General features: G+C 41.0%; 18 protein-coding genes. 7 read left to right on the top strand and 11 right to left on the bottom strand.

The genetic code is table 11. The features are described from left to right. Positions 1-87: 87 nt before the first annotated feature. The gene (locus tag QPK24_RS07475; protein WP_160032909.1) at positions 88-390 is read right to left on the bottom strand and encodes a YunC family protein; all 303 of its coding nucleotides are present in this window, start codon (positions 388-390) and stop codon (positions 88-90) included. Between the two features lie 264 nt (positions 391-654). Between QPK24_RS07475 and QPK24_RS07470 the strand changes: the two genes are divergently transcribed. Further along, positions 655-1146: a hypothetical protein gene (locus QPK24_RS07470; RefSeq protein ID WP_285747520.1), complete on the top strand. Its 492-nt coding sequence runs from the start codon at positions 655-657 to the stop codon at positions 1144-1146. 41 nt (positions 1147-1187) lie between these two features. On the opposite strand, the gene QPK24_RS07465 is transcribed toward QPK24_RS07470, so the two are convergent. Next, entirely contained in the window at positions 1188-1562 is a 375-nt protein-coding gene (locus QPK24_RS07465; protein ID WP_285747518.1) for a DUF423 domain-containing protein, read from the bottom strand. A gap of 189 nt (positions 1563-1751) precedes the next feature. On the opposite strand from QPK24_RS07465, the gene QPK24_RS07460 reads away from it, so the two are divergent. Both QPK24_RS07460 and QPK24_RS07455 read left to right on the top strand, forming a co-directional pair. Then, complete coding sequence (locus tag QPK24_RS07460; RefSeq protein WP_285747516.1) at positions 1752-2180, top strand: hypothetical protein; 429 nt, start codon at positions 1752-1754, stop codon at positions 2178-2180. 135 nt (positions 2181-2315) lie between these two features. Continuing rightward, positions 2316-3164, top strand: coding sequence for a DegV family protein (locus QPK24_RS07455; protein ID WP_285747514.1), 849 nt, complete (start codon positions 2316-2318; stop codon positions 3162-3164). Positions 3165-3238: 74 nt separating this feature from the next. On the opposite strand, the gene pdaA is transcribed toward QPK24_RS07455, so the two are convergent. The 3 genes from pdaA to thrC all read right to left on the bottom strand — a co-directional run bounded on the left by pdaA (position 3239) and on the right by thrC (position 6266). Further along, complete coding sequence (gene pdaA / locus QPK24_RS07450; protein ID WP_407082999.1) at positions 3239-3994, bottom strand: delta-lactam-biosynthetic de-N-acetylase; 756 nt, start codon at positions 3992-3994, stop codon at positions 3239-3241. 131 nt (positions 3995-4125) lie between these two features. Continuing rightward, positions 4126-4542, bottom strand: coding sequence for a hypothetical protein (locus QPK24_RS07445; protein WP_285747512.1), 417 nt, complete (start codon positions 4540-4542; stop codon positions 4126-4128). Between the two features lie 308 nt (positions 4543-4850). Further along, positions 4851-6266: a threonine synthase gene (gene thrC, locus QPK24_RS07440; RefSeq protein WP_285747510.1), complete on the bottom strand. Its 1416-nt coding sequence runs from the start codon at positions 6264-6266 to the stop codon at positions 4851-4853. Between the two features lie 252 nt (positions 6267-6518). Between thrC and yhbH the strand changes: the two genes are divergently transcribed. The 3 genes from yhbH to QPK24_RS07425 all read left to right on the top strand — a co-directional run bounded on the left by yhbH (position 6519) and on the right by QPK24_RS07425 (position 9933). Beyond that, positions 6519-7685 (top strand): sporulation protein YhbH, encoded by a 1167-nt coding sequence (yhbH, locus tag QPK24_RS07435; protein WP_160032894.1) that lies wholly within the window; start codon positions 6519-6521, stop codon positions 7683-7685. After that, positions 7682-9130, top strand: coding sequence for a SpoVR family protein (locus QPK24_RS07430; RefSeq protein ID WP_285747507.1), 1449 nt, complete (start codon positions 7682-7684; stop codon positions 9128-9130). Before yhbH ends, QPK24_RS07430 begins: the two co-directional genes overlap by 4 nt. Positions 9131-9378: 248 nt before the next feature. Then, complete coding sequence (locus tag QPK24_RS07425; RefSeq protein ID WP_285747505.1) at positions 9379-9933, top strand: SEC-C metal-binding domain-containing protein; 555 nt, start codon at positions 9379-9381, stop codon at positions 9931-9933. 84 nt (positions 9934-10017) lie between these two features. Here the strand turns inward: QPK24_RS07425 and QPK24_RS07420 are convergent, their stop codons facing one another. The 4 genes from QPK24_RS07420 to QPK24_RS07405 all read right to left on the bottom strand — a co-directional run bounded on the left by QPK24_RS07420 (position 10018) and on the right by QPK24_RS07405 (position 15293). Next, entirely contained in the window at positions 10018-10713 is a 696-nt protein-coding gene (locus QPK24_RS07420) for a hypothetical protein (protein ID WP_285747503.1), read from the bottom strand. Positions 10714-10981: 268 nt separating this feature from the next. Then, positions 10982-11992: a LacI family DNA-binding transcriptional regulator gene (locus QPK24_RS07415; RefSeq protein WP_285747501.1), complete on the bottom strand. Its 1011-nt coding sequence runs from the start codon at positions 11990-11992 to the stop codon at positions 10982-10984. Positions 11993-12126: 134 nt separating this feature from the next. Then, positions 12127-13137, bottom strand: coding sequence for a globin-coupled sensor protein (locus QPK24_RS07410; RefSeq protein ID WP_285749168.1), 1011 nt, complete (start codon positions 13135-13137; stop codon positions 12127-12129). 260 nt (positions 13138-13397) lie between these two features. Beyond that, positions 13398-15293: a PrkA family serine protein kinase gene (locus QPK24_RS07405; RefSeq protein ID WP_160032890.1), complete on the bottom strand. Its 1896-nt coding sequence runs from the start codon at positions 15291-15293 to the stop codon at positions 13398-13400. A 388-nt stretch (positions 15294-15681) separates the two neighbouring features. Between QPK24_RS07405 and QPK24_RS07400 the strand changes: the two genes are divergently transcribed. Beyond that, positions 15682-16437: a DUF2161 family putative PD-(D/E)XK-type phosphodiesterase gene (locus QPK24_RS07400; protein WP_285747498.1), complete on the top strand. Its 756-nt coding sequence runs from the start codon at positions 15682-15684 to the stop codon at positions 16435-16437. Positions 16438-16520: 83 nt separating this feature from the next. Here QPK24_RS07400 and QPK24_RS07395 read toward each other — a convergent pair whose 3' ends face one another. Together QPK24_RS07395 and QPK24_RS07390 are read right to left on the bottom strand one after the other, a co-directional pair. After that, entirely contained in the window at positions 16521-17147 is a 627-nt protein-coding gene (locus tag QPK24_RS07395) for an FMN-dependent NADH-azoreductase (RefSeq protein ID WP_285747495.1), read from the bottom strand. 229 nt (positions 17148-17376) lie between these two features. Next, entirely contained in the window at positions 17377-18603 is a 1227-nt protein-coding gene (locus tag QPK24_RS07390) for an aminotransferase-like domain-containing protein (RefSeq protein WP_285747493.1), read from the bottom strand. Positions 18604-18673 lie beyond the last annotated feature (70 nt).

Here is an 18673-nt window from a genome sequence, read left to right as displayed (position 1 = left end):
GCGAATGTGTTTTCATCATTTGAATTGTTAAGCAGCCCCTGAAGGGGCTGCTTTGTTTTTGAAGAGCTAAGAATTCAGCAGCTTTACTCATATCATTCGAATCAGGGCTTCTACTCCAGTCATACCAGGTACGATCCCTAATTTCTCGGCTTCATGTGTTACAGACTCCATTGGTGCTGCCAGCAGTTCCGCAATGGTCTTCACCCCTACTGCTCTAGCTGCAATAATCTGCCGCTGTCCCAAACGCTCATTCAGTAATCCTACATCGAGCGCACCGCACATAATATATCCTTTTGATGTCGAAACTGTAATGAGTGTCGTTTTAGGTAACTTCACTTCCACGGCAGTAAGGGTATATTCTCCAACTTGAACCGGTTCTAATGTTACCATTTGCGTAAAACACCCCCTTCGCTTTTACGTCTCGACATCATATTCCTAGGTCTTATAAACGGTGTGGACAGTAGCGGAGCACCCATTTATTGACAAAACATGTCCTACAACCTATGAAACTCCCGATTTTGATCTCTTACTATTCGTTCTTTTGAAATTTTATACGTCTATTGTACTATTCATCCTTGCATTTTAATGATATAGTTAAAAAAATACATATCCAAAAAATGTAACAGAAATCTGCAGCGTGGGGTAAATAAAAACATGAACAAGTCCATATCATCAAACATAAATCATGAACAAGCTTTTTTATTTAATGTAGATATCATGATTCACAGCCGTACCAATGCCCTTGCCTTGCAAGCTTTGCTTGAAATTCTGAATGAACCGGAAGGAATCAGTGACTTTCGAATACAGTCCGGTATTGAGCTGGGTACAAGAATCAAAGAAGCATTACACGAGCACCCTTCAGCGGATCCTAGAGCGGTCAGAATGGCAGACAAACCGCAATCCTATGCTGCAACTCAGCCGTATTCACCACCTGCTTCCACGTGTCCTTCTGACGAATGGATCAATTCTGCAATGCAAGCAGGCAGACTCATTCGAATCCGTATTAGAGACAACAAGGGGCAACAAAAAAGCATCCCCTGTCGAATATTAAATTATGATCAGGGAACCAAGTTAATAAGCATTTATCACGTTGACGAGAAACAAGTATACTCTATTCATACTTCCGAAATCGAAAAATACGTATAAAAGAAACGGCTTCTCTCAGCAATAGAGAGAAGCCGTTTCTTTTATACTTTCTTCAAAGCGGTAACCGCTAGACAGATCCAGCCAGCAATAAAACTAACACCGCCAAAAGGAGTTATTGCTCCTAATGGACCAATACCACTTATACTTAGTACATATAAACTTCCAGAGAATAATATAATACCAATAAATAATAGCCTAGCTGACCAAGCAAGTAACTTAGATTCCCCGAAAACTTTTGCAATAACTCCAATTACAATGATGCCGAGTGCATGGATCATGTGATAATGAACGCCTGTTTCATATACTGAAATCTTGTCCTCACCAATGATAGGTTCTAACATATGTGCACCAAATGCACCAATCATAACAGAAAGCATGACTAGTATTGAACCGATGCCTATCCATTTTTTTGCCACTTCCATCTCACTCCTTGTTCCTGTTGTCTTTCTATTATCTTACCTCAACTGGTTTCCTCTAAGCTATCGAAAGTGAGGTTTGTCACTAAACTGCAACATTCAGAGCGGTACTCATGTTCTCCTTTCTCTTGCTTTTTCGAAAGATTTATGAAACATTAAATGGTAAAACAGAAAATAAGGAGTATACCGATGGATAAATTCGAGCAAGTTCATGAAAGGGATACCACGAAACAAGAAGAGGTAACAGAAGTGATTAATCCTTATGGAACATTCCAGCCGCCAGCAACTACCCTGAAACACTCAGGTCCTGGAATCGCTTCGCTTGTACTGGGAATCCTATCTCTTATCACCTACATTACGATTCTTGCCTTAGCACCGGCTGCAGCCAAAGATATTTTACAGAGCAATTCTCCTGAGGCAATGCTTGAGAGTATTTATGTAATCATTATCGGCGTTCTGATCCTTGTTGGTTTACTATTTAATCTAATTGGTATGATTCTGGCGATTGTTGGCCTAACTATTAAGAATCGAAAAAAAATAATTCCTATTACCGGGATCATTTTTCATGGAATCATATTACTTATTACTGTAGGCTTCTTTATTTTAGGTATGATTTGACCATAACCTCAGATCTTTTTGCTACAAATGTCTATATGCATTATAATAGGACAGTGAATCCATTTCATAAATCATTAAAAATGATGAACTTGATTCCATATGCTACAAATGAAATTTTTAAAAAAGGGGATTAACATGTCGCGAATTAAAATTTTTGCGGACAGCACCAGTGATTTACCTAAGACTTGGGTTCAGCAACATGAGGTTGGTATTGTTCCACTTTATGCCGTGTTTGGCGATGAATCGTTAAAAGATGGTGTTGAAATTAGCCCCGAACAGCTGTATGCAAGGGTAGATCGTGAAGGTCGCCTTCCAAAAACGGCAGCACCTTCTCCTGCTGATTTTATGGCTTCTTTTGGTCCTTACATAGATCAGGGCTATCAGGTTTTATTTATTAGCCTTTCATCTGAGCTTTCTTCTACGTATCAAAATGCACTCATCGCTTCAGGCGAATTTCCAGACGGTAGCGTTACCGTGTTTGATTCACTTAATTTATCTTCCGGAATTGGCGTAATGGTGATGAAAGCAGTTCAAGCTGCGGAACAAGGAAAAACCATCACTGAGATTGTAGATATACTGACTGAGATGAGACCAAAAGTAGAAATCGAGTTTGTCATTGATACACTTGATTATCTATATATGGGCGGCCGCTGTTCAGGAATGCAAAATCTAATCGGCAGTCTTCTCAAAATCAGACCTGTCATCAAGGTGACTGACGGAAAGATGACGCCCGCATATAAAGTTAGAGGCAAACGCGAAAAAGCCATTGACCAAATGATGAATAATGCACTGAGCAATGTCGATGTAATGGATAATGATACCATTATCGTTGTTCATTCCATGTGTGAAGAAGATGCACTTGCCATTCAGAAGACTTTACACGAAAAGACCAAAGCAAAACATATCGAAATGGCTACAGCTGGTTGTGTTATTTCAAGCCATTGTGGACCTAAAACGATTGGACTCGTTTTTGTTAGAGCTTAAGGAACTTAAATCCAAAAAGAAGATCGATCTTACATAGATCGATCTTCTTTTTATATATTTAAAGACACAGTGAATTAATATGTTTTTGTTTTGAGTTCGTCCAAACTTTTGAATGTATAGCCTTGTGCTCTAGCAGCTTCAATGATCTGTCCTAAGGCCTCTGTGTTATCTTTAGACACCGAATGAAGTAATATTACCGCGCCTGGGTGAAGCTGCTTCATCACCTGATCGTAGGCATACTGAGCACCATGCTGTACCTTCGTATCCCAGTCTTTATAGGCAATAGACCAGAACACATTGATATAACCTTCATTCTTACTGACAGTAAGAGAACGTTCGCTGAAAATCCCGCGTGGCGGACGAAGATAAGGAATTTCCTTGCCTGTTAGAGCAAATACTTCCTGTTTGACTTTATCCAATTCTTCTTTAATTTTAGCATCTGGTGTTACACTCAGATCGGGATGACTCCAGGAGTGATTGCCTACAATATGACCTTCCTGACTCATTCTTTTGACCAGCTCAGGCTGATCTTTCAAATAATGCCCCGTTACAAAAAATGCCGCCGGTACTTTCTTGTCCTTAAGCACATCTAGAATAGCAGGGGTATACCCGTTCTCATAACCATTATCAAACGTTAAATACAACTCTTTTTGTGAGGTATCCCCAAGGAATATCGCTTCATTTTTTTCGAGAATTCCTTTGAAACCTTCCTCATTGATGGATGCAAGCCCGCCATCTTTACTTTTTTTGAAACCAAAATGATATGCATCTTTCACAGGGGAAGCCTGTATATAGTGGACACCAGCACAAGTCACGACCAAGATGATCATGACGCTGACCATAAACCACTTTTTCATCATGAATCCGCTCCTATCATCTACACAGTTATGTTACTTAAGATAATATGAGCAAGAATCCAATTTTTTATGTCAGATCTTCAGATTTAACGGTTTTTAAACGGTTATAATCGGAAACCCTTCTTTCCTTCTTGCTCAGAAATGATATGTAGAAGTTCATGAACAACATTCGATTTATCGGTATGAGACAACCAGCTACGTGCTGCTTCAATGGCCTGAATTTGACCGCGACCTTCGTCCTTCCATGTCAGCAGTTCCACAATTTTGATCAGTAGAGCCATCATCTCTGTGTTATCCTGTTCTTTTTTCTCGGCACGCATTTTTTGAAACAATGCCTCTTGTTCCCAATCTAACAGTATTTCCTGACCAATCGTTGGTCTCATTAATGTATATCCTTGTCGGCAACTCTCACAGCGTACGGTGACCACCTGTTCTTCTACAAAATGTACTTTTACTTCTTCTGCACACGTTGGACATTTAAACAGTACATCTATATGTAATGGTTCTTTTTTCTCTCTCATGGTGGTGCCTCCTATATGTTTCTATTAAATAATTTGACTTAACTGATCATGTTTACCCCGATTTACCCCGATTTAAAACATTTAAATCGGATGATCCTTTTTCTTCATGATATAATTAAAAATAAATGAATTTTGTGTTTTGTTCTGTCATTTTATTTTAGGAGGATTATAGAGTTGGAATCAATAAAAAAATCAATTTTCACTCCAAAAGTGATCTGGCTTTCTTACAAAAATCACAAAAAACCGTCTAAGATGTAGATCTGCTCTTCATCCTAGACGGTTTTTATTTTATTCACTGAATTTCGCTACTATTTCACCTGAAGACGATGGTAAAAAGGAATGAGTTCGGCAACTACTTGATCCAACGTTCCTTCTACCTCCGTTTTACGAACAGGCATGTCATAGAGTGCTGAGATTTGCGGCGGGAATTCCTGCTTGATCTCACAAAGTTCAATGGATTCATTAAACTTTGCAGGATGCGCTGTAGCTAACGAAACTACAACTTCTCCTGCAGGAAGCGTACGTTCTGCTGCAGCCACTCCGCAAGCGGAGTGAGGATCGAGCAGATATGCTTTTTCATCGTTATATTTTTGAATTGTTGCAAGGCACTCTGCCCCAATCACACCGTATGCTGCAAATTCCGATTGAACTTTGCTTAACAGCTCTTGTGGAATTCGAATTTCACCGCTCTCCTGGAAACTCTTCATATAGCTTTCCGTTTGCTCTGCATCCTCATCCAAAACGTAATAAAGATATCTCTCAAAGTTGCTCGCAACCTGAATATCCATAGAAGGGCTGTACGTCGTATGGAAGCCGTCAGGTTTATAGATCCCTTCTTTCACAAAACGCTCTAATATATTATTCTCGTTCGTTGCAAGTACCAGTTTACCAACAGGTAGACCCATTCGTGAAGCTAGATATCCTGCAAAAATATCTCCGAAATTACCTGTAGGTACGCTGAAATGCAGCGGTACTCCCTTTAGTTCAGGACGCTGATCCGTAACCCGGAAATAGGCGTAGAAATAGTATACGGTTTGAGCAAGGATCCGAACAATATTAATGGAATTAATTGCACACAGATGATGCTCATTTTTGAAATTCACATCCGCAAAAAGTTCCTTAATCATCCGCTGACAGTCATCAAAATTACCTTCCACTGATAAATTCAGCACATTCTCATCTTGTACTGTAGTCATCTGAAGTTCTTGCACCTTACTTACTTTGCCGTTTGGATGCAGGATACAGATATTAATTCCTTCTTTACCTCGAACGCCTTGAATAGCAGAGGCTCCTGTATCACCAGAAGTAGCACCTAGAATATTAATTGGGCGTTTATACTTTTTAGCTACATAACTATACAACTGTCCCATGAGCTGAAGCGCAATATCCTTGAAAGCAAATGTTGGACCATGGAACAATTCAAGTAAATATATATCATCCGTAAGTTGATGAACGGGAGTAACGTCTTCATGCCGGAAGGTACTGTAACTGGCATAGATCATTTCCTTCAGCTCATCGTTCGGAATTTCTTCATTCAAGTAATAAGAAAAAATCTCAAGCATTAGATCCTGAAACGAAAGAGTTCTCCACTCTTCCAACTTGTCGCTGGATATGACAGGAATGGTACTTGGTACGAGCAAACCTCCATCTGTAGCCAGCCCCATCAGAAATGCATCAATAAATCCTACTTCACTAACCTGTCCTCGAGTACTTTGATATTGCATGCGCTATATTCCCTCCTGCACTTTTGACCATGCACGAAAACGATGGTCCTATCTTCTTCTCTTTTAAACCATCATACACTGAACCGCTGCAAAAGCGAATCATTTTCTGTAAGTTAACGACAATAATAGGAAGATAAATGTTTCACTTCTCTATTTTATATCAATGTCATCACATATCATCACTGCCCGTGAATATACTTAATTTACAGCAGGTCAAACTGTGCCGCACAATTTACAGGGGAGGTGCCTAGAATGCCGGATTCTCGCCAGCCTTACTCATTTGTCGTTTCGAAAGAAGATTGGTCTCTTCACCGTAAAGGTTACCAAGATCAGCTGCGCCATCAGCAGAAGGTAAAAGAAATCATTAAGCAGAACCTGCCCGACCTTATTACAGAAGAAAATATCATTATGTCCGATGGTAAACAGATCATTAAAGTTCCGATTCGGAGCCTGGATGAATATCGCTTTGTCTATAATTATCAAAAACAAAAGCATGTCGGCCAAGGAGATGGAGACAGTCAGGTCGGCGATGTCATTGGACGTGATCCTGCGAGTCAAAAACCAGGTAAAGGTGAAAAAGCAGGCGATCAGCCAGGTCAAGACGTTGTAGAGGCAGAGATTAACATGGAAGACCTTGAAAATATGCTGTTTTCCGAGCTTTCCTTACCCCACCTCAAACAAAAAGACAAAGAAGAAATTGAAACACAGAGTATTAAGTTTAACGATATCCGTAAAAAAGGGATGCAGTCTAACATCGACAAGAAGCGGACCATCTTAGAAAATTTACGGCGGAATGCAACCACTGGCAACCCAGGAATTCATCACATCAGCCCTGATGACCTCCGCTATAAAACTTGGGACGATACTGTCATCCCCCACTCTAATGCCGTCATTATTGCCATGATGGATACATCCGGATCCATGGGTTCTTTTGAAAAATATTGCGCAAGAAGCTTCTTTTTCTGGATGACCCGGTTCTTACGGAAACAATACGAAAAAGTAGAGATTGTCTTCCTCGCCCATCATACGGAAGCAAAAGAAGTGAGCGAAGAAGAATTTTTCACCCGCGGCGAAAGCGGCGGTACGATCTGTTCTTCTGCCTATATTAAAGCCCTTGAGATTATAGATCAGCGTTATCCGCCTTCAAGTTACAATATCTACCCTTTTCACTTCTCAGATGGCGATAACCTAACCAGTGATAATGAACGCTGTGTTAAATTAATCGGCGAACTGCTGAAAAGAAGCAATATGTTCGGTTATGGTGAGGTCAATCAGTATAATCGAAGCAGTACGCTGATGTCTGCCTACCGGAATATCAAGATGGATCAATTCATGTACTACGTCATCAAAGAAAAGGGCGAAGTATACAAGGCCCTGCGCACCTTTTTTCATAACAAAGAAGGAGGCAGCGTCTCATGAGCAGTTCAAGTGAATTAAAAGACCTGGAATATGCTATTGACGAGATTATGGAGATCGCCAATGGCTTTGGACTCGATTATTATCCAATGCGATATGAAATCTGTCCTTCTGATATTATTTACACGTTTGGTGCGTATGGCATGCCGACCAGGTTCAGTCACTGGAGCTTTGGGAAGACCTTTCAGAAAATGAAGATGCAATATGATTTTGGGCTCAGCAAAATTTACGAATTGGTTATCAACTCAGATCCATGTTATGCCTTCTTGCTGGACGGCAACTCCCTTATTCAGAATAAACTCATTGTTGCCCATGTCCTTGCTCACTGTGACTTCTTTAAAAATAACGCCCGCTTCTCCAAGTCTAACCGAAATATGGTCGAAAGTATGGCGGCAACAGCAGACCGGATTAAGCAGTATGAACTGGAGTACGGCACAGAAGCCGTCGAGTCTTTCATTGATGCGGTTCTTGCCATTCAGGAGCATGTCGATCCACAGTTGATTAAACCCCAGCATCTCGATAAACAGCGCTATATGGAGCTAAAAATAAAAGAACAAAAAAATCCAGACCCCGCTGTTCGTCCGCCTGGGCGATATGACGACCTTTGGGATATCGGAGTCAAAGTCTCTGAGGATCCTGATCCAAATGCACATCAAGTCTTTCGCTTCCCTCCTGAACCCGAAAAAGACATCATGTGGTTCGTTCAGGAGTTCTCTGAAGTACTAACTGACTGGCAAAGAGACATCATGAGCATGCTGCGCGAAGAAATGCTGTACTTCTGGCCGCAAATGGAGACCAAGATTATGAACGAAGGCTGGGCTTCGTATTGGCATCAGCGCATCATCCGTGAACTGGATCTGACGAGCGATGAAGCCGTAGAATATGCGATGCTGAATGCCTCGGTTGTACAGCCGTCTAAACAAAGTTTGAACCCTTATTATCTCGGTCTTAAAATCTTCGAAGACATTGAAAAAAGATGGGATCATCCAACTTCACATGAACAAGAACGACTCGGACGGACTCCTGGCGGGGGCCGGGCTAAAATGTTTGAAGTACGTGAATATGATTCCGATACCTCCTTCATCCGTAACTACATGACAAAGCAGCTGGTTGAAGACCTTGATCTATATGTGTTCGAGAAAAAAGGACCTGACTGGAAAATTACCGATAAGTCATGGGAAAATATACGGGATCAGCTCGTCTTTGCTAGGGTTAACGGCGGATCTCCCTATCTTGTTGTTAAGGATGCTGATCACCTTCGGACAGGTGAAATTGTATTAAAACACCAGTATGAAGGCATTGAGCTTGATCTAAAATACATGGAGCGTACGCTCCCTTACGTATATAAGTTATGGGGCCGCGCTGTTCATCTTGAGACCATGATTGATGATAAACCTGTTCTGTTTACCTTTGACGGCAAAAAAATGCACAGAAAATTACTAACTTGAATCCATTTTATAATTCTGTGAGATCAAATCAGTTTGTACTTTTTCCAGCTAAAAGCCTGTTTTCACTCAAATTTGGGTTGAAACAGGCTTTTTCATGGGGTAAATTGAATAATAGATGGACTGGTCATCTAATGCCCGTATACATACAAAGCCGATAAATATGTTATAATCTACTTTTGTCAGCGCTTGTTACATCGTAAGCACTCATCATTAGAATTATCTGCAATTGAATAAAGGAGCGAACAAAATTGTCCAACATCGGTAGAAACGAACCGTGCCACTGCGGCAGTGGGAAAAAATATAAAAAATGTTGCCTCGAGAAAGACAGAGAAAAGCAACGTAATGTACGAGTAGCCACTTCGGTTGAAGTAATTACAGGTTCTAGACGAGCTGTTTCCACATCAGCTCCAGCACCAACAGTACAGTCCGTTGAAGCTACATCCGTCACAGCTACAGACAAAACACTTGACCTGTCTGAATTCCCCTTTGAAAGTGATTCGCACCGCGAGTTAGCAGCTTCGGTTATTCCGGAACTTGTAAAAGATTACTCGCTGTCGTATGATCAGCAATCTCAATTGGCAAAGCTGTGGAGTGACTACAGCCAAAGTGAAGCCCCTCGCTATCGTAAGCCGGGCGGTTACGCTGGAGCTCTAGAATACTTGACGGCAACGAAGCTTGGTAAAACAGTAAGTCATTCGGAACTAGCTGCAAAACATGATGTTTCTGCAAGCACCCTCTCCAAATGTGTGCACCAGCTTTCTGAGTTCTCTGATCAACAGTCTTTTGCACTGCAAACCGTTTAATTCCTTAGTTTTTAAATATATGGGCAGATTCCCGAAGGAGATCATCTTCTTCGGGCTTTTTTATTTAATGTTTTATTCAAAATTTTACTCAAAAGCAGTATATGAAATGGAATCGATCATCAACATCTCTTTTTCATCGTTATATACATAAGTCAAAGCGAGCTCTCCAACATATTGTAAGGGGGATGTCGCTACCCCAATCAAAGCGGTAAGCTGCTCCTTCTCGTTCATCTGGTAGTCAATGTGATTTAGGAGAAGCTCTTCCTGGCTAATGAACTCCGTACTCGAAACTAACCACTTTTTCGCAGCATCGGCTGCAACTTCTACCTGCTCTTCCCGCAATGTTTTTCCATTAACGATATGAATATCCTCCAAATACACGCCTGTTCCATACCCTGCTGGCAGTGTAATGATAGCATCTTTTGTCCCATCACCCGTTACATCAGCTGAGAATAACTCAGCGGGTGCGGCTGGCGATGCAATGCTTTTCCAATCAAAATCAGCGGTTTTGTTTTCCCAATTGAGTATAAACCCTTCATAAAACCCTTCTGATTCTTGTACTATATACAAACGATTTTCCGTATTTGTCACTTCCGCGATAGCTTGTAGTGTCGATTTCTCCCGCTGATCCACTTGCCCTGATTCTTGCTTGTTATCTATATTTTCTTCCATTAGTTCTCTATTTGAATGGGATGATCCCTTAAATTCTGCATAAACAACAACACTGCCGATCAGCATAATTGCAGTCAGCAACATAAGTGATTTTAGTAATTTATTCAATGAATTGTACTCCTTTATATTCATAGCCATAAGTAATTGATTGTTGAACATTCATCTTATCTTCACTTTACCTTTACCATTATATAGTGCGAGTACCCGTCATGATAGACATTCAGGAAAATTTGATCAAATTTCTTAAAAATAAGCGTTTCGGGTGAAAATAAACCTCCCCTAACAGAAATAAGCATCTCTAGAATAAGCGGCCTTTATCGACCATTCTGGTCAATGCCTAAGGCTGCTTTCTAGAAATGCTTATTTGTAAAAAAATTTATACCAAAACACTTGGGCTTGCTGTCGTCTGTCTTACAATTAATTCAGACGGCTCTGTAATAACAGGAGGTGAGAAATCAGGATTTTCAATTAGGCCAATCAGGCATTCAATCGATTTAATTCCGATAGAATAAATATTTTGGTTAATTGTCGTCAGATTGGGTTTAAACACTTGGGCATGATAGGTGTTATCAAAACCAACGACCGAAACATCCTCGGGGACACGAAGTCCATGTCTTTCTATTTCATAAATCGCGCCAAAGGCCGCTAGATCCGATGTACAGACAACACCTGTGGGGGGATCTTCCAACTGAAGCAAGCGTCGCATCGCTGCGGCCCCTTCGTCAAAAGAATAATCGCAAACTTCAAGATAGGATGTCACATAAGGCAAATTGCAGTTTTTCAGTCCTTCTTTGTAACCTTCAAGCCGCATGTTCGCAATGGACGGTCCGAGGGTACCTGAAATGTAAGCAATTTTCTGATGACCAAGTTCGTATAAATGCTTTACACTCATCTGGATTGCATTCTGGTTATCCGTTGTAATGTATCCCGCACGTTTTCCTATAATATCTGTGTCTACGAACATCGTAGGTATGTCCGAATTAAGGAGTTCTTCTATACTCGGGTTATCACGCTCTACCCCAAACACGACAACTCCTTCTACGTTGCGGCTGCGACAATGTTTGATAAAAGAATAATTGGGGTCATCAAAACGGGTGGATAGCCGAACCAGATCATATCCGCTGTTTTCAAGTGCTGTTTTGATTCCTTCCAGCAGTTCCGCAACAAATGGATTGGTAAAAGGAACGGTCAGGAGAACGCCCACTGTCCAGGATCTTCTTTTTACGAGTCCCCGAGCGACAACATTAGGGTGATAGTGAAGCTGTTCAATCACCATATTCACTTTTTTACGAGTTTTGTCACTTACATCTGGATAATCATTCAGCACCTTAGAAACGGTAGCAACTGAAACCCCAGCTTCTTTAGCCACATCATGTATCGATGCCATTTGATCACCTCTATATCAATCATAGTTTATCCGTTACATTATCAGCTGGGGTAATTATAGACCCGCATACTCATTATTATAGCGGAAAACGAGAAAACCTCATAGATTAATGAATACGCTTTCTAATGTTCTTCCTAGACATGCTTTTTCTGCAGCTCTTTTAAATCTTTAGAGACGCCTTCCATCATAGCAACAAAAGCGATTAATTCTTTGGAACTGTGAACTTGTCTTTCCGTATTTCCGGTTGTATTATCTGATTCCTTACTCACTTGTACAAGCTTTGTCATAATACTATCTACTACTCCTTGGATTTGGTCCATTGCTTTCTTAGACCCGGTTGCAAGTTTGCGAATTTCGCCTGCTACAATTTCAAAACCCCTGCCGCTCTCTCCAGCATGTGCTGCTTCTATTGCCGCATTCAAGCCAAGAAGATGACTTTGGTCTGAAATATCTCGAATAAGCGTGCCCATCTTCTGTATATGCTGTACTTCCTGATTCAGATCATTAACTAAACCATGAGCCAATTCTTGTGAAGCTGCTGTCTCTTTCGCAGTCTCAGAAATCACTTGTGTGTTTCTATGTAGTTCGTCGATCATTCCTGTAAGCTTCTGAGATACTTCCGTAATAGCTTTTAACATCAGTTCCTGTTCCTCTACGACCTCATTAATCGTATCCTTTTCTTTCGTTTCATAGGCTTCGAGTACAAGCTGTGAATCGAAATTAAACATCTTGGTCAGTGCATGTATAACAGGGTACCAATTGTCTGGAAGAAACTCCTGCATGTACTGGGTAGCTAAATCCAGATAAACCATATAGGTTCCAAGATAATAATCGGCATTTAATCCAATGTGAGAATGTACTAAACCAATCTTAATTCTTTTCTCAATAAAAGGCTCATCAATGACTCCATCTGTTAAAGATAGAAAGTACCAACGTTGTGTTTCTTTAAGTCGTTCTATGGTAGAGTGTCCCTCGATTATTGTTCTGAGTTCCTTGATTTGGCCGATATGTTCATACATACGATCTACAACTTTGTCCACAATTTGCTCGAAAACAGAACGATGACTATGAAGAAGTTTCAATTCACTATCTGTTAGTCCTATAAAATCGAGCTGTTTTTTTCTTTCTTGTGAAACATTGATCATCACGATTTGATTCCTCTTTCTTTCTGTATTCTTGTGCAATTTACGATTCATACTTTGATTATTATAGAACGAAAACCCTAGATCGACATAGATCTAAAGTCCTGTTTCATCAAAATTTTTCCTTTTTTATCATAATAAAAGCGTTAACCAGGCAACTGTTAAGTCACCCTAAGTTAACGCTGTTATCAATCTAAATCAAAGTGGATGGATGGGATAACACGTACTACAGTCGAGCAACATTTTCACTCAAAATATCCGAATTAACGATTCAGCAGGCTGCCGACATAACGTAAAAGTTCATTTGCGCATACAGGGCAGTATCCGTGCCCATCAATAAGTCTCGAGCTGACTTCGTTAATTCGCTTTAATTGAATCGCATCTGGTGTCTTTGTCGATGTCGTAATCTTCACGATATCCTTAAGATCTGCAAACAATTTCTTCTCAATGGCCTCTCTTAAGCGATCATGACTGTTATAATCAAACTTCTTATCTTTACGCGAATATGCTGAAATCCGGATTAGAATTTCTTCACGGAATGCTTTTTTTGCATTCTCAGATACGCCGATCTGCTCTTCTATCGAGCGCATAAGGCGCTCATCTGGATCCATCGCTTCATCTGTTAACGGATCACGTATTTTCGTCCAATTGCAGAACGCTTCGATGTTATCAAGATAATTTTCAAACAAAGTCTTCGCGGACTCTTCAAAAGAATAGACAAACGCTTTTTGTACTTCTTTTTTCGCTAACTCATCATATTCTTTACGTGCAATCGAAATGAAGTTGAGATACTTCTCACGTTCTTCTTTCGTAATAGAAGCATGCTGGTCCAGACCATCCTTAATGGCTCTGAGGATATCAAGCGCATTAATGCACTCTAGATTTTGTTTAATGAGGGCGCTTGAAATTCGGTTAATGACATAACGAGGATCAATTCCTGTCATTCCTTCTTCAAGATACTCGTTTTGCATTTCCTTTAGATCTGCCTCTTTATATCCTTCTACTTCTTGACCATCGTACATCCGCATTTTTTTAACAAGGTCCATTCCTTGTTTCTTTGATTCTTTTAAACGAGTAAGTATGGAGAAAATGGCAGCCGTCTTAAGAGCGTGCGGGGCAATGTGCACATGGCGCATGTCACTTTGCTCAATCAGCTTTTTATAAATTTTCTCCTCTTCCGAAACTTTCAAGTTATACGGAACCGGCATAACAATCATCCGGGATTGTAATGCTTCATTCTTTTTATTCGATATAAAAGATTTGTACTCTGATTCGTTGGTGTGAGCAACGATAAGCTCATCTGCGCTGATAAGAGCAAAACGCCCTGCCTTAAAGTTCCCCTCTTGGGTAAGTGAAAGCAAATTCCATAAAAATTTCTCATCACATTTCAGCATTTCCTGGAACTCCATGAGTCCGCGGTTCGCCTTATTGAGTTCTCCATCAAACCGATAGGCCCTTGGATCTGATTCAGAACCATATTCTGTGATGGTTGAAAAATCAATACTGCCGGTGAGATCAGCGATATCCTGCGATTTTGGATCTGAAGGACTGAAGGTTCCAATACCCACACGGCTGTCCTCTGATATAAAGACGCGTTCTACTCGAACTTGTTCAATATCTCCATCGTATTCTGTACGAAGGCGCATCTGGCAAGAAGGGCATAGGTTTCCTTCGATTCGTACCCCAAGCTCTTTCTCTACTTCGGGTCTTAGTTCAAGAGGAATCAAATGCAGCGGATCTTCGTGCATAGGGCAGCCTTCTATGGCGTAAACCGCTCCTTTATCTGTTCGTGAGAATTGCTCCAACCCGCGTTTTAACAACGTGACAAGTGTAGACTTTCCGCCGCTGACCGGACCCATTAAGAGCAAAATTCGTTTTCGGACATCCAGCCTTCTCGCTGCGGAGTGAAAATATTCCTCAACTAATCTTTCTACACTGCGGTCTAGTCCAAAAATTTGTTGTTCAAAAAACTTATACCGTTTATGACCATTTTTTTCTTCCACACCATACGATTTGATCATTTCATACACTCTGGCATGAGCAGTCATTGCAGGCGTAGGATCCTTTTGCAAAATCTGAATATAGTCTTTAAATGTCCCCGTCCATGACAATCGATCGGTTTCCTCACGAAATTCAGCTACGCGTTCAAAAATATTCATGCTCTTTCGTACCTCCCATGGCTCCATAGTGATTCAGCATCCACTCCGAATAGGTCCATTCCATGAACTGCTAACCCATCTTTTTCCTAACTGTCTAAGCTCCTCTGCCTTCAGTTCCTGATCATTTTAGTGAGAGAAGTCCGACACTTTGATCTAAAAAAAGTGTATTACATACCTATGCGTTAATTCGGATAAATTGCCTCTTTTTTTGTGACAGGTCTCCCTTTTTGACGCAAAAAATGAGAAAAACCAAGGAAAGATAAGGTTTGGGAATCCTAGCGCCAGGTATGTTAGGGTGAAAAAAGAAGAGCAATGTTATACTTGTACGTATATGAGAAAACAAGCGCTATTAGAAGCAGTAAATTCATAAAAGGAGTTTGATACAGGGATGGCTGTGGGGTACGAAACCGAATTATATGAACCCGTTAAATCCTTTTTCGAAAAGCAAGGGTATCATATTAAATCCGAGATCCGGTATTGTGATCTTGTTGGAGTCAAAGAAGGATCGGCTGATCCGCTGATTGTGGAAATCAAAAAAACATTCAATCTCTCCCTGCTTCTTCAGGGGATGCAGCGATTAAAAATAAGTAACAATGTTTATCTGGCTGTTGAACGTAACCGCGCTAAACGCGGAGCGGTGAACCAGCGATTTAGTGAAATTAGCGAGCTTTGTCAGAAGCTTGGACTTGGACTCATTACCATAACTACTTATAAGACAAAACCCGCACTTGTAGATATCTTATGTCAACCGCAAAGTCAGCTAAAAACAAGAAAATCCATACGCAAACAAAAACTATTGCAAGAGTTTGAGGGGCGCAGCGGGGATTATAACCTTGGCGGCAGCCACAAAACGAAATTAGTCACTGCTTACCGCGAGAGAGCCCTAAAAGTAGCTTCTGCCCTTGAGCCTCTCCCCTTCGCCTCACCTGCACAGCTCGCAAGAATTACGGGGATTAGCACCGCTGCTTCCATCCTTCAAAACAACTATTATGGATGGTTTGAACGTATTAAGCGAGGCAGCTATAGATTAACTCCCGCGGGCAAGGAAGCTTTATCAACCTATGAGAATGTCCTACAACAGTCCGCTCTTACTCACAATGACTTTCTTATTGCTGAAAAAGCGCCTGCTGCTGATGAGTTTTAAAAATAGACTTGTCTTATAAAAGAAAAGGCTGAGTCCCTAACTCATTCGAGGTAGGAATTCAGCCTTTTACTCATTATTATCTATTAGAAACGTGCAGCTGCTTCTGCAACATTTTTCAAACCTTCTTGAACGATTTGAGCAGCACGATCAGGGAATGCATTGTGTCCTTCAATAATGTAAACTTCAGGATTTTGAATACCCCAGAATCCGAAAGCAGAAGATACATATTTCACAGCAAGTTCACTTGCTGCTGCAGGACCTTCAGAGTAAACGCCGCCACGTGCGTTCAGAAGAGCCACTTTCTTGTCACCTGCAAGACCTACAGGGCCTTCAGCTGTGTATTTAAATGTTACGCCAGCTTGGCTCAAGTAAGAGATGTAGTTTACAAGCGGTGCAGGTACTGTGAAGTTCCAAAGCGGGAATGCAACAACCACTTTATCTGCTTCAAAGAATTGTTTTTGGTAGAAAGCAGCCAGGTCCGCAGCTTCTTGCTCTGCAGGAGTTGTTTCAATACCTTTTGCTACTTTAAATGTTCCTGTTGCAGCATCATTACCGTAAGCTGGCAAGTTAGCAGCATACAGATCTAGCTCCACGATTTCGTCTGTTGGATTTGCTTCTTTATATGCATTGTAGAATGCATTGTACATTTGTACACTTACTGCTTGATCCGCTGGGCGGTCGTTTGCTTTAATAAATAGAACTTTAGACATATTGTTCGTTCCCCCATATTATAAATAGTTCACTGTAACAAATGATCAACAAAGGATCGATATAAATGAATAGAAAGTGTTTGCTACAGCCCTTATCGTCACAACAACTAAAAAAGTTAACGCAACTGATTAATTAATATTATATATAAAAATGTTAGTTAGTGCAACTTTTATTTTATTATGAAATTATACACCTAAAAAAAAGAACCCCCGTCAATACGGGGTGTCCTTATCTCCTAGCGGTGAACTCCTGTATCGCTTCACTGATTAGATTCATCCCTAACAGCAACTCTTCTCTACCCGGCCTGCTGAAGTTGATTCGGATGTATTCATCTGCCTGTCTTCCAGGAGAACATCTGCTTCCAGGTAAGAAAGCAACGCCAAGTCGCATGGATGCCCTCAGCAGTGCTTCACTGTGCAGTCCATGTGGAAGCTGGATCCACAAATACATACCTCCCGATGGCGGGTGGTACTTCACTTCCTTAAACCCCGGCCTCTTTAACAATTCAAGGACCAGCTTGAGTCTAACCTCGTACTCCCTGTTTAATAGCGCCAAATGTTCTTTCCAGCGAAAAGAAGATTCATGAAGTAAAAAATATAAAATTTGTTGATTCAACGAACTGGATTGCCAGTCCGCCATTTGTTTTAAAGTAGACATTCCTCTGATGAGTCTTTGATCTCCAACCGCCCATCCTGTTCGCATCGCAGGTGCAATGGTCTTACTGAATGAACCTATATAAAGCACTTGATTCCCGCCATCCCTGGCATCGAGCGCATACAGTGTTGGATAAGATACGGAAAAATGAGAATCCGCCTCCTCTGAGCCAAAATGCAGTTCACCGTAGGAATCATCCTCAACAATTAGAACTTCATACTTACGGCATAACTCCAGCACCGCTTTACGCCGCTCCAAGCTCCATAGTATGCCGGTTGGGTTTGAGAAGCTGGGTGCAGCAAAAAGCAGTTTCGGTTTCACACTTTGAAACTGCTCTTCTAAACGATCTGGCAGCAAACCTTCCAAATCATTCTCTACAGCTATAATGTTCGCACCCTGCATCTCCAATACTTGAAGACACCCAGGGGAGGTTGGATTTTCAACAACGACAGAGTCCCCTATATCCACAAGCAACCTTGTAATCAGATCGATAGCCTGCTGTGTTCCCGCCGTAAGCAAAATCTGATCTGCTGTCGTCTGCATGCCTCTTCTCAGCTTCCAATCCTCGCTAATCCAGCTTCGAAGGGGAGCGTAGCCCTGCGGATCTCCGTATTGTAAAACCGCAGGATCTGAAGATAATACCATACGAGCTGCTTCTCCTAGTCGCTTGATCGGAAAAAACTCCTCTGCCGGCAATTCCTCTGCAAGAGATATAAAAGAATTCTGTCTTTCTTCTTTATTCACCTTATGTAGATGAGAAGACAATAACTTTGAGGCACGGGAAGCAAATGAAAATTTCATGTCAGTCCTCCCTATTTTTTATTCGAAATATGGATCTTGCTTAATGATAACAAGAACCCAGACGTATAAA

The sequence above is a fragment of the Paenibacillus polygoni genome (genome assembly GCF_030263935.1).
Lineage (GTDB): Bacteria > Bacillota > Bacilli > Paenibacillales > Paenibacillaceae > Paenibacillus > Paenibacillus polygoni.
This window is presented reverse-complemented; position numbering and strand designations above follow the sequence as displayed.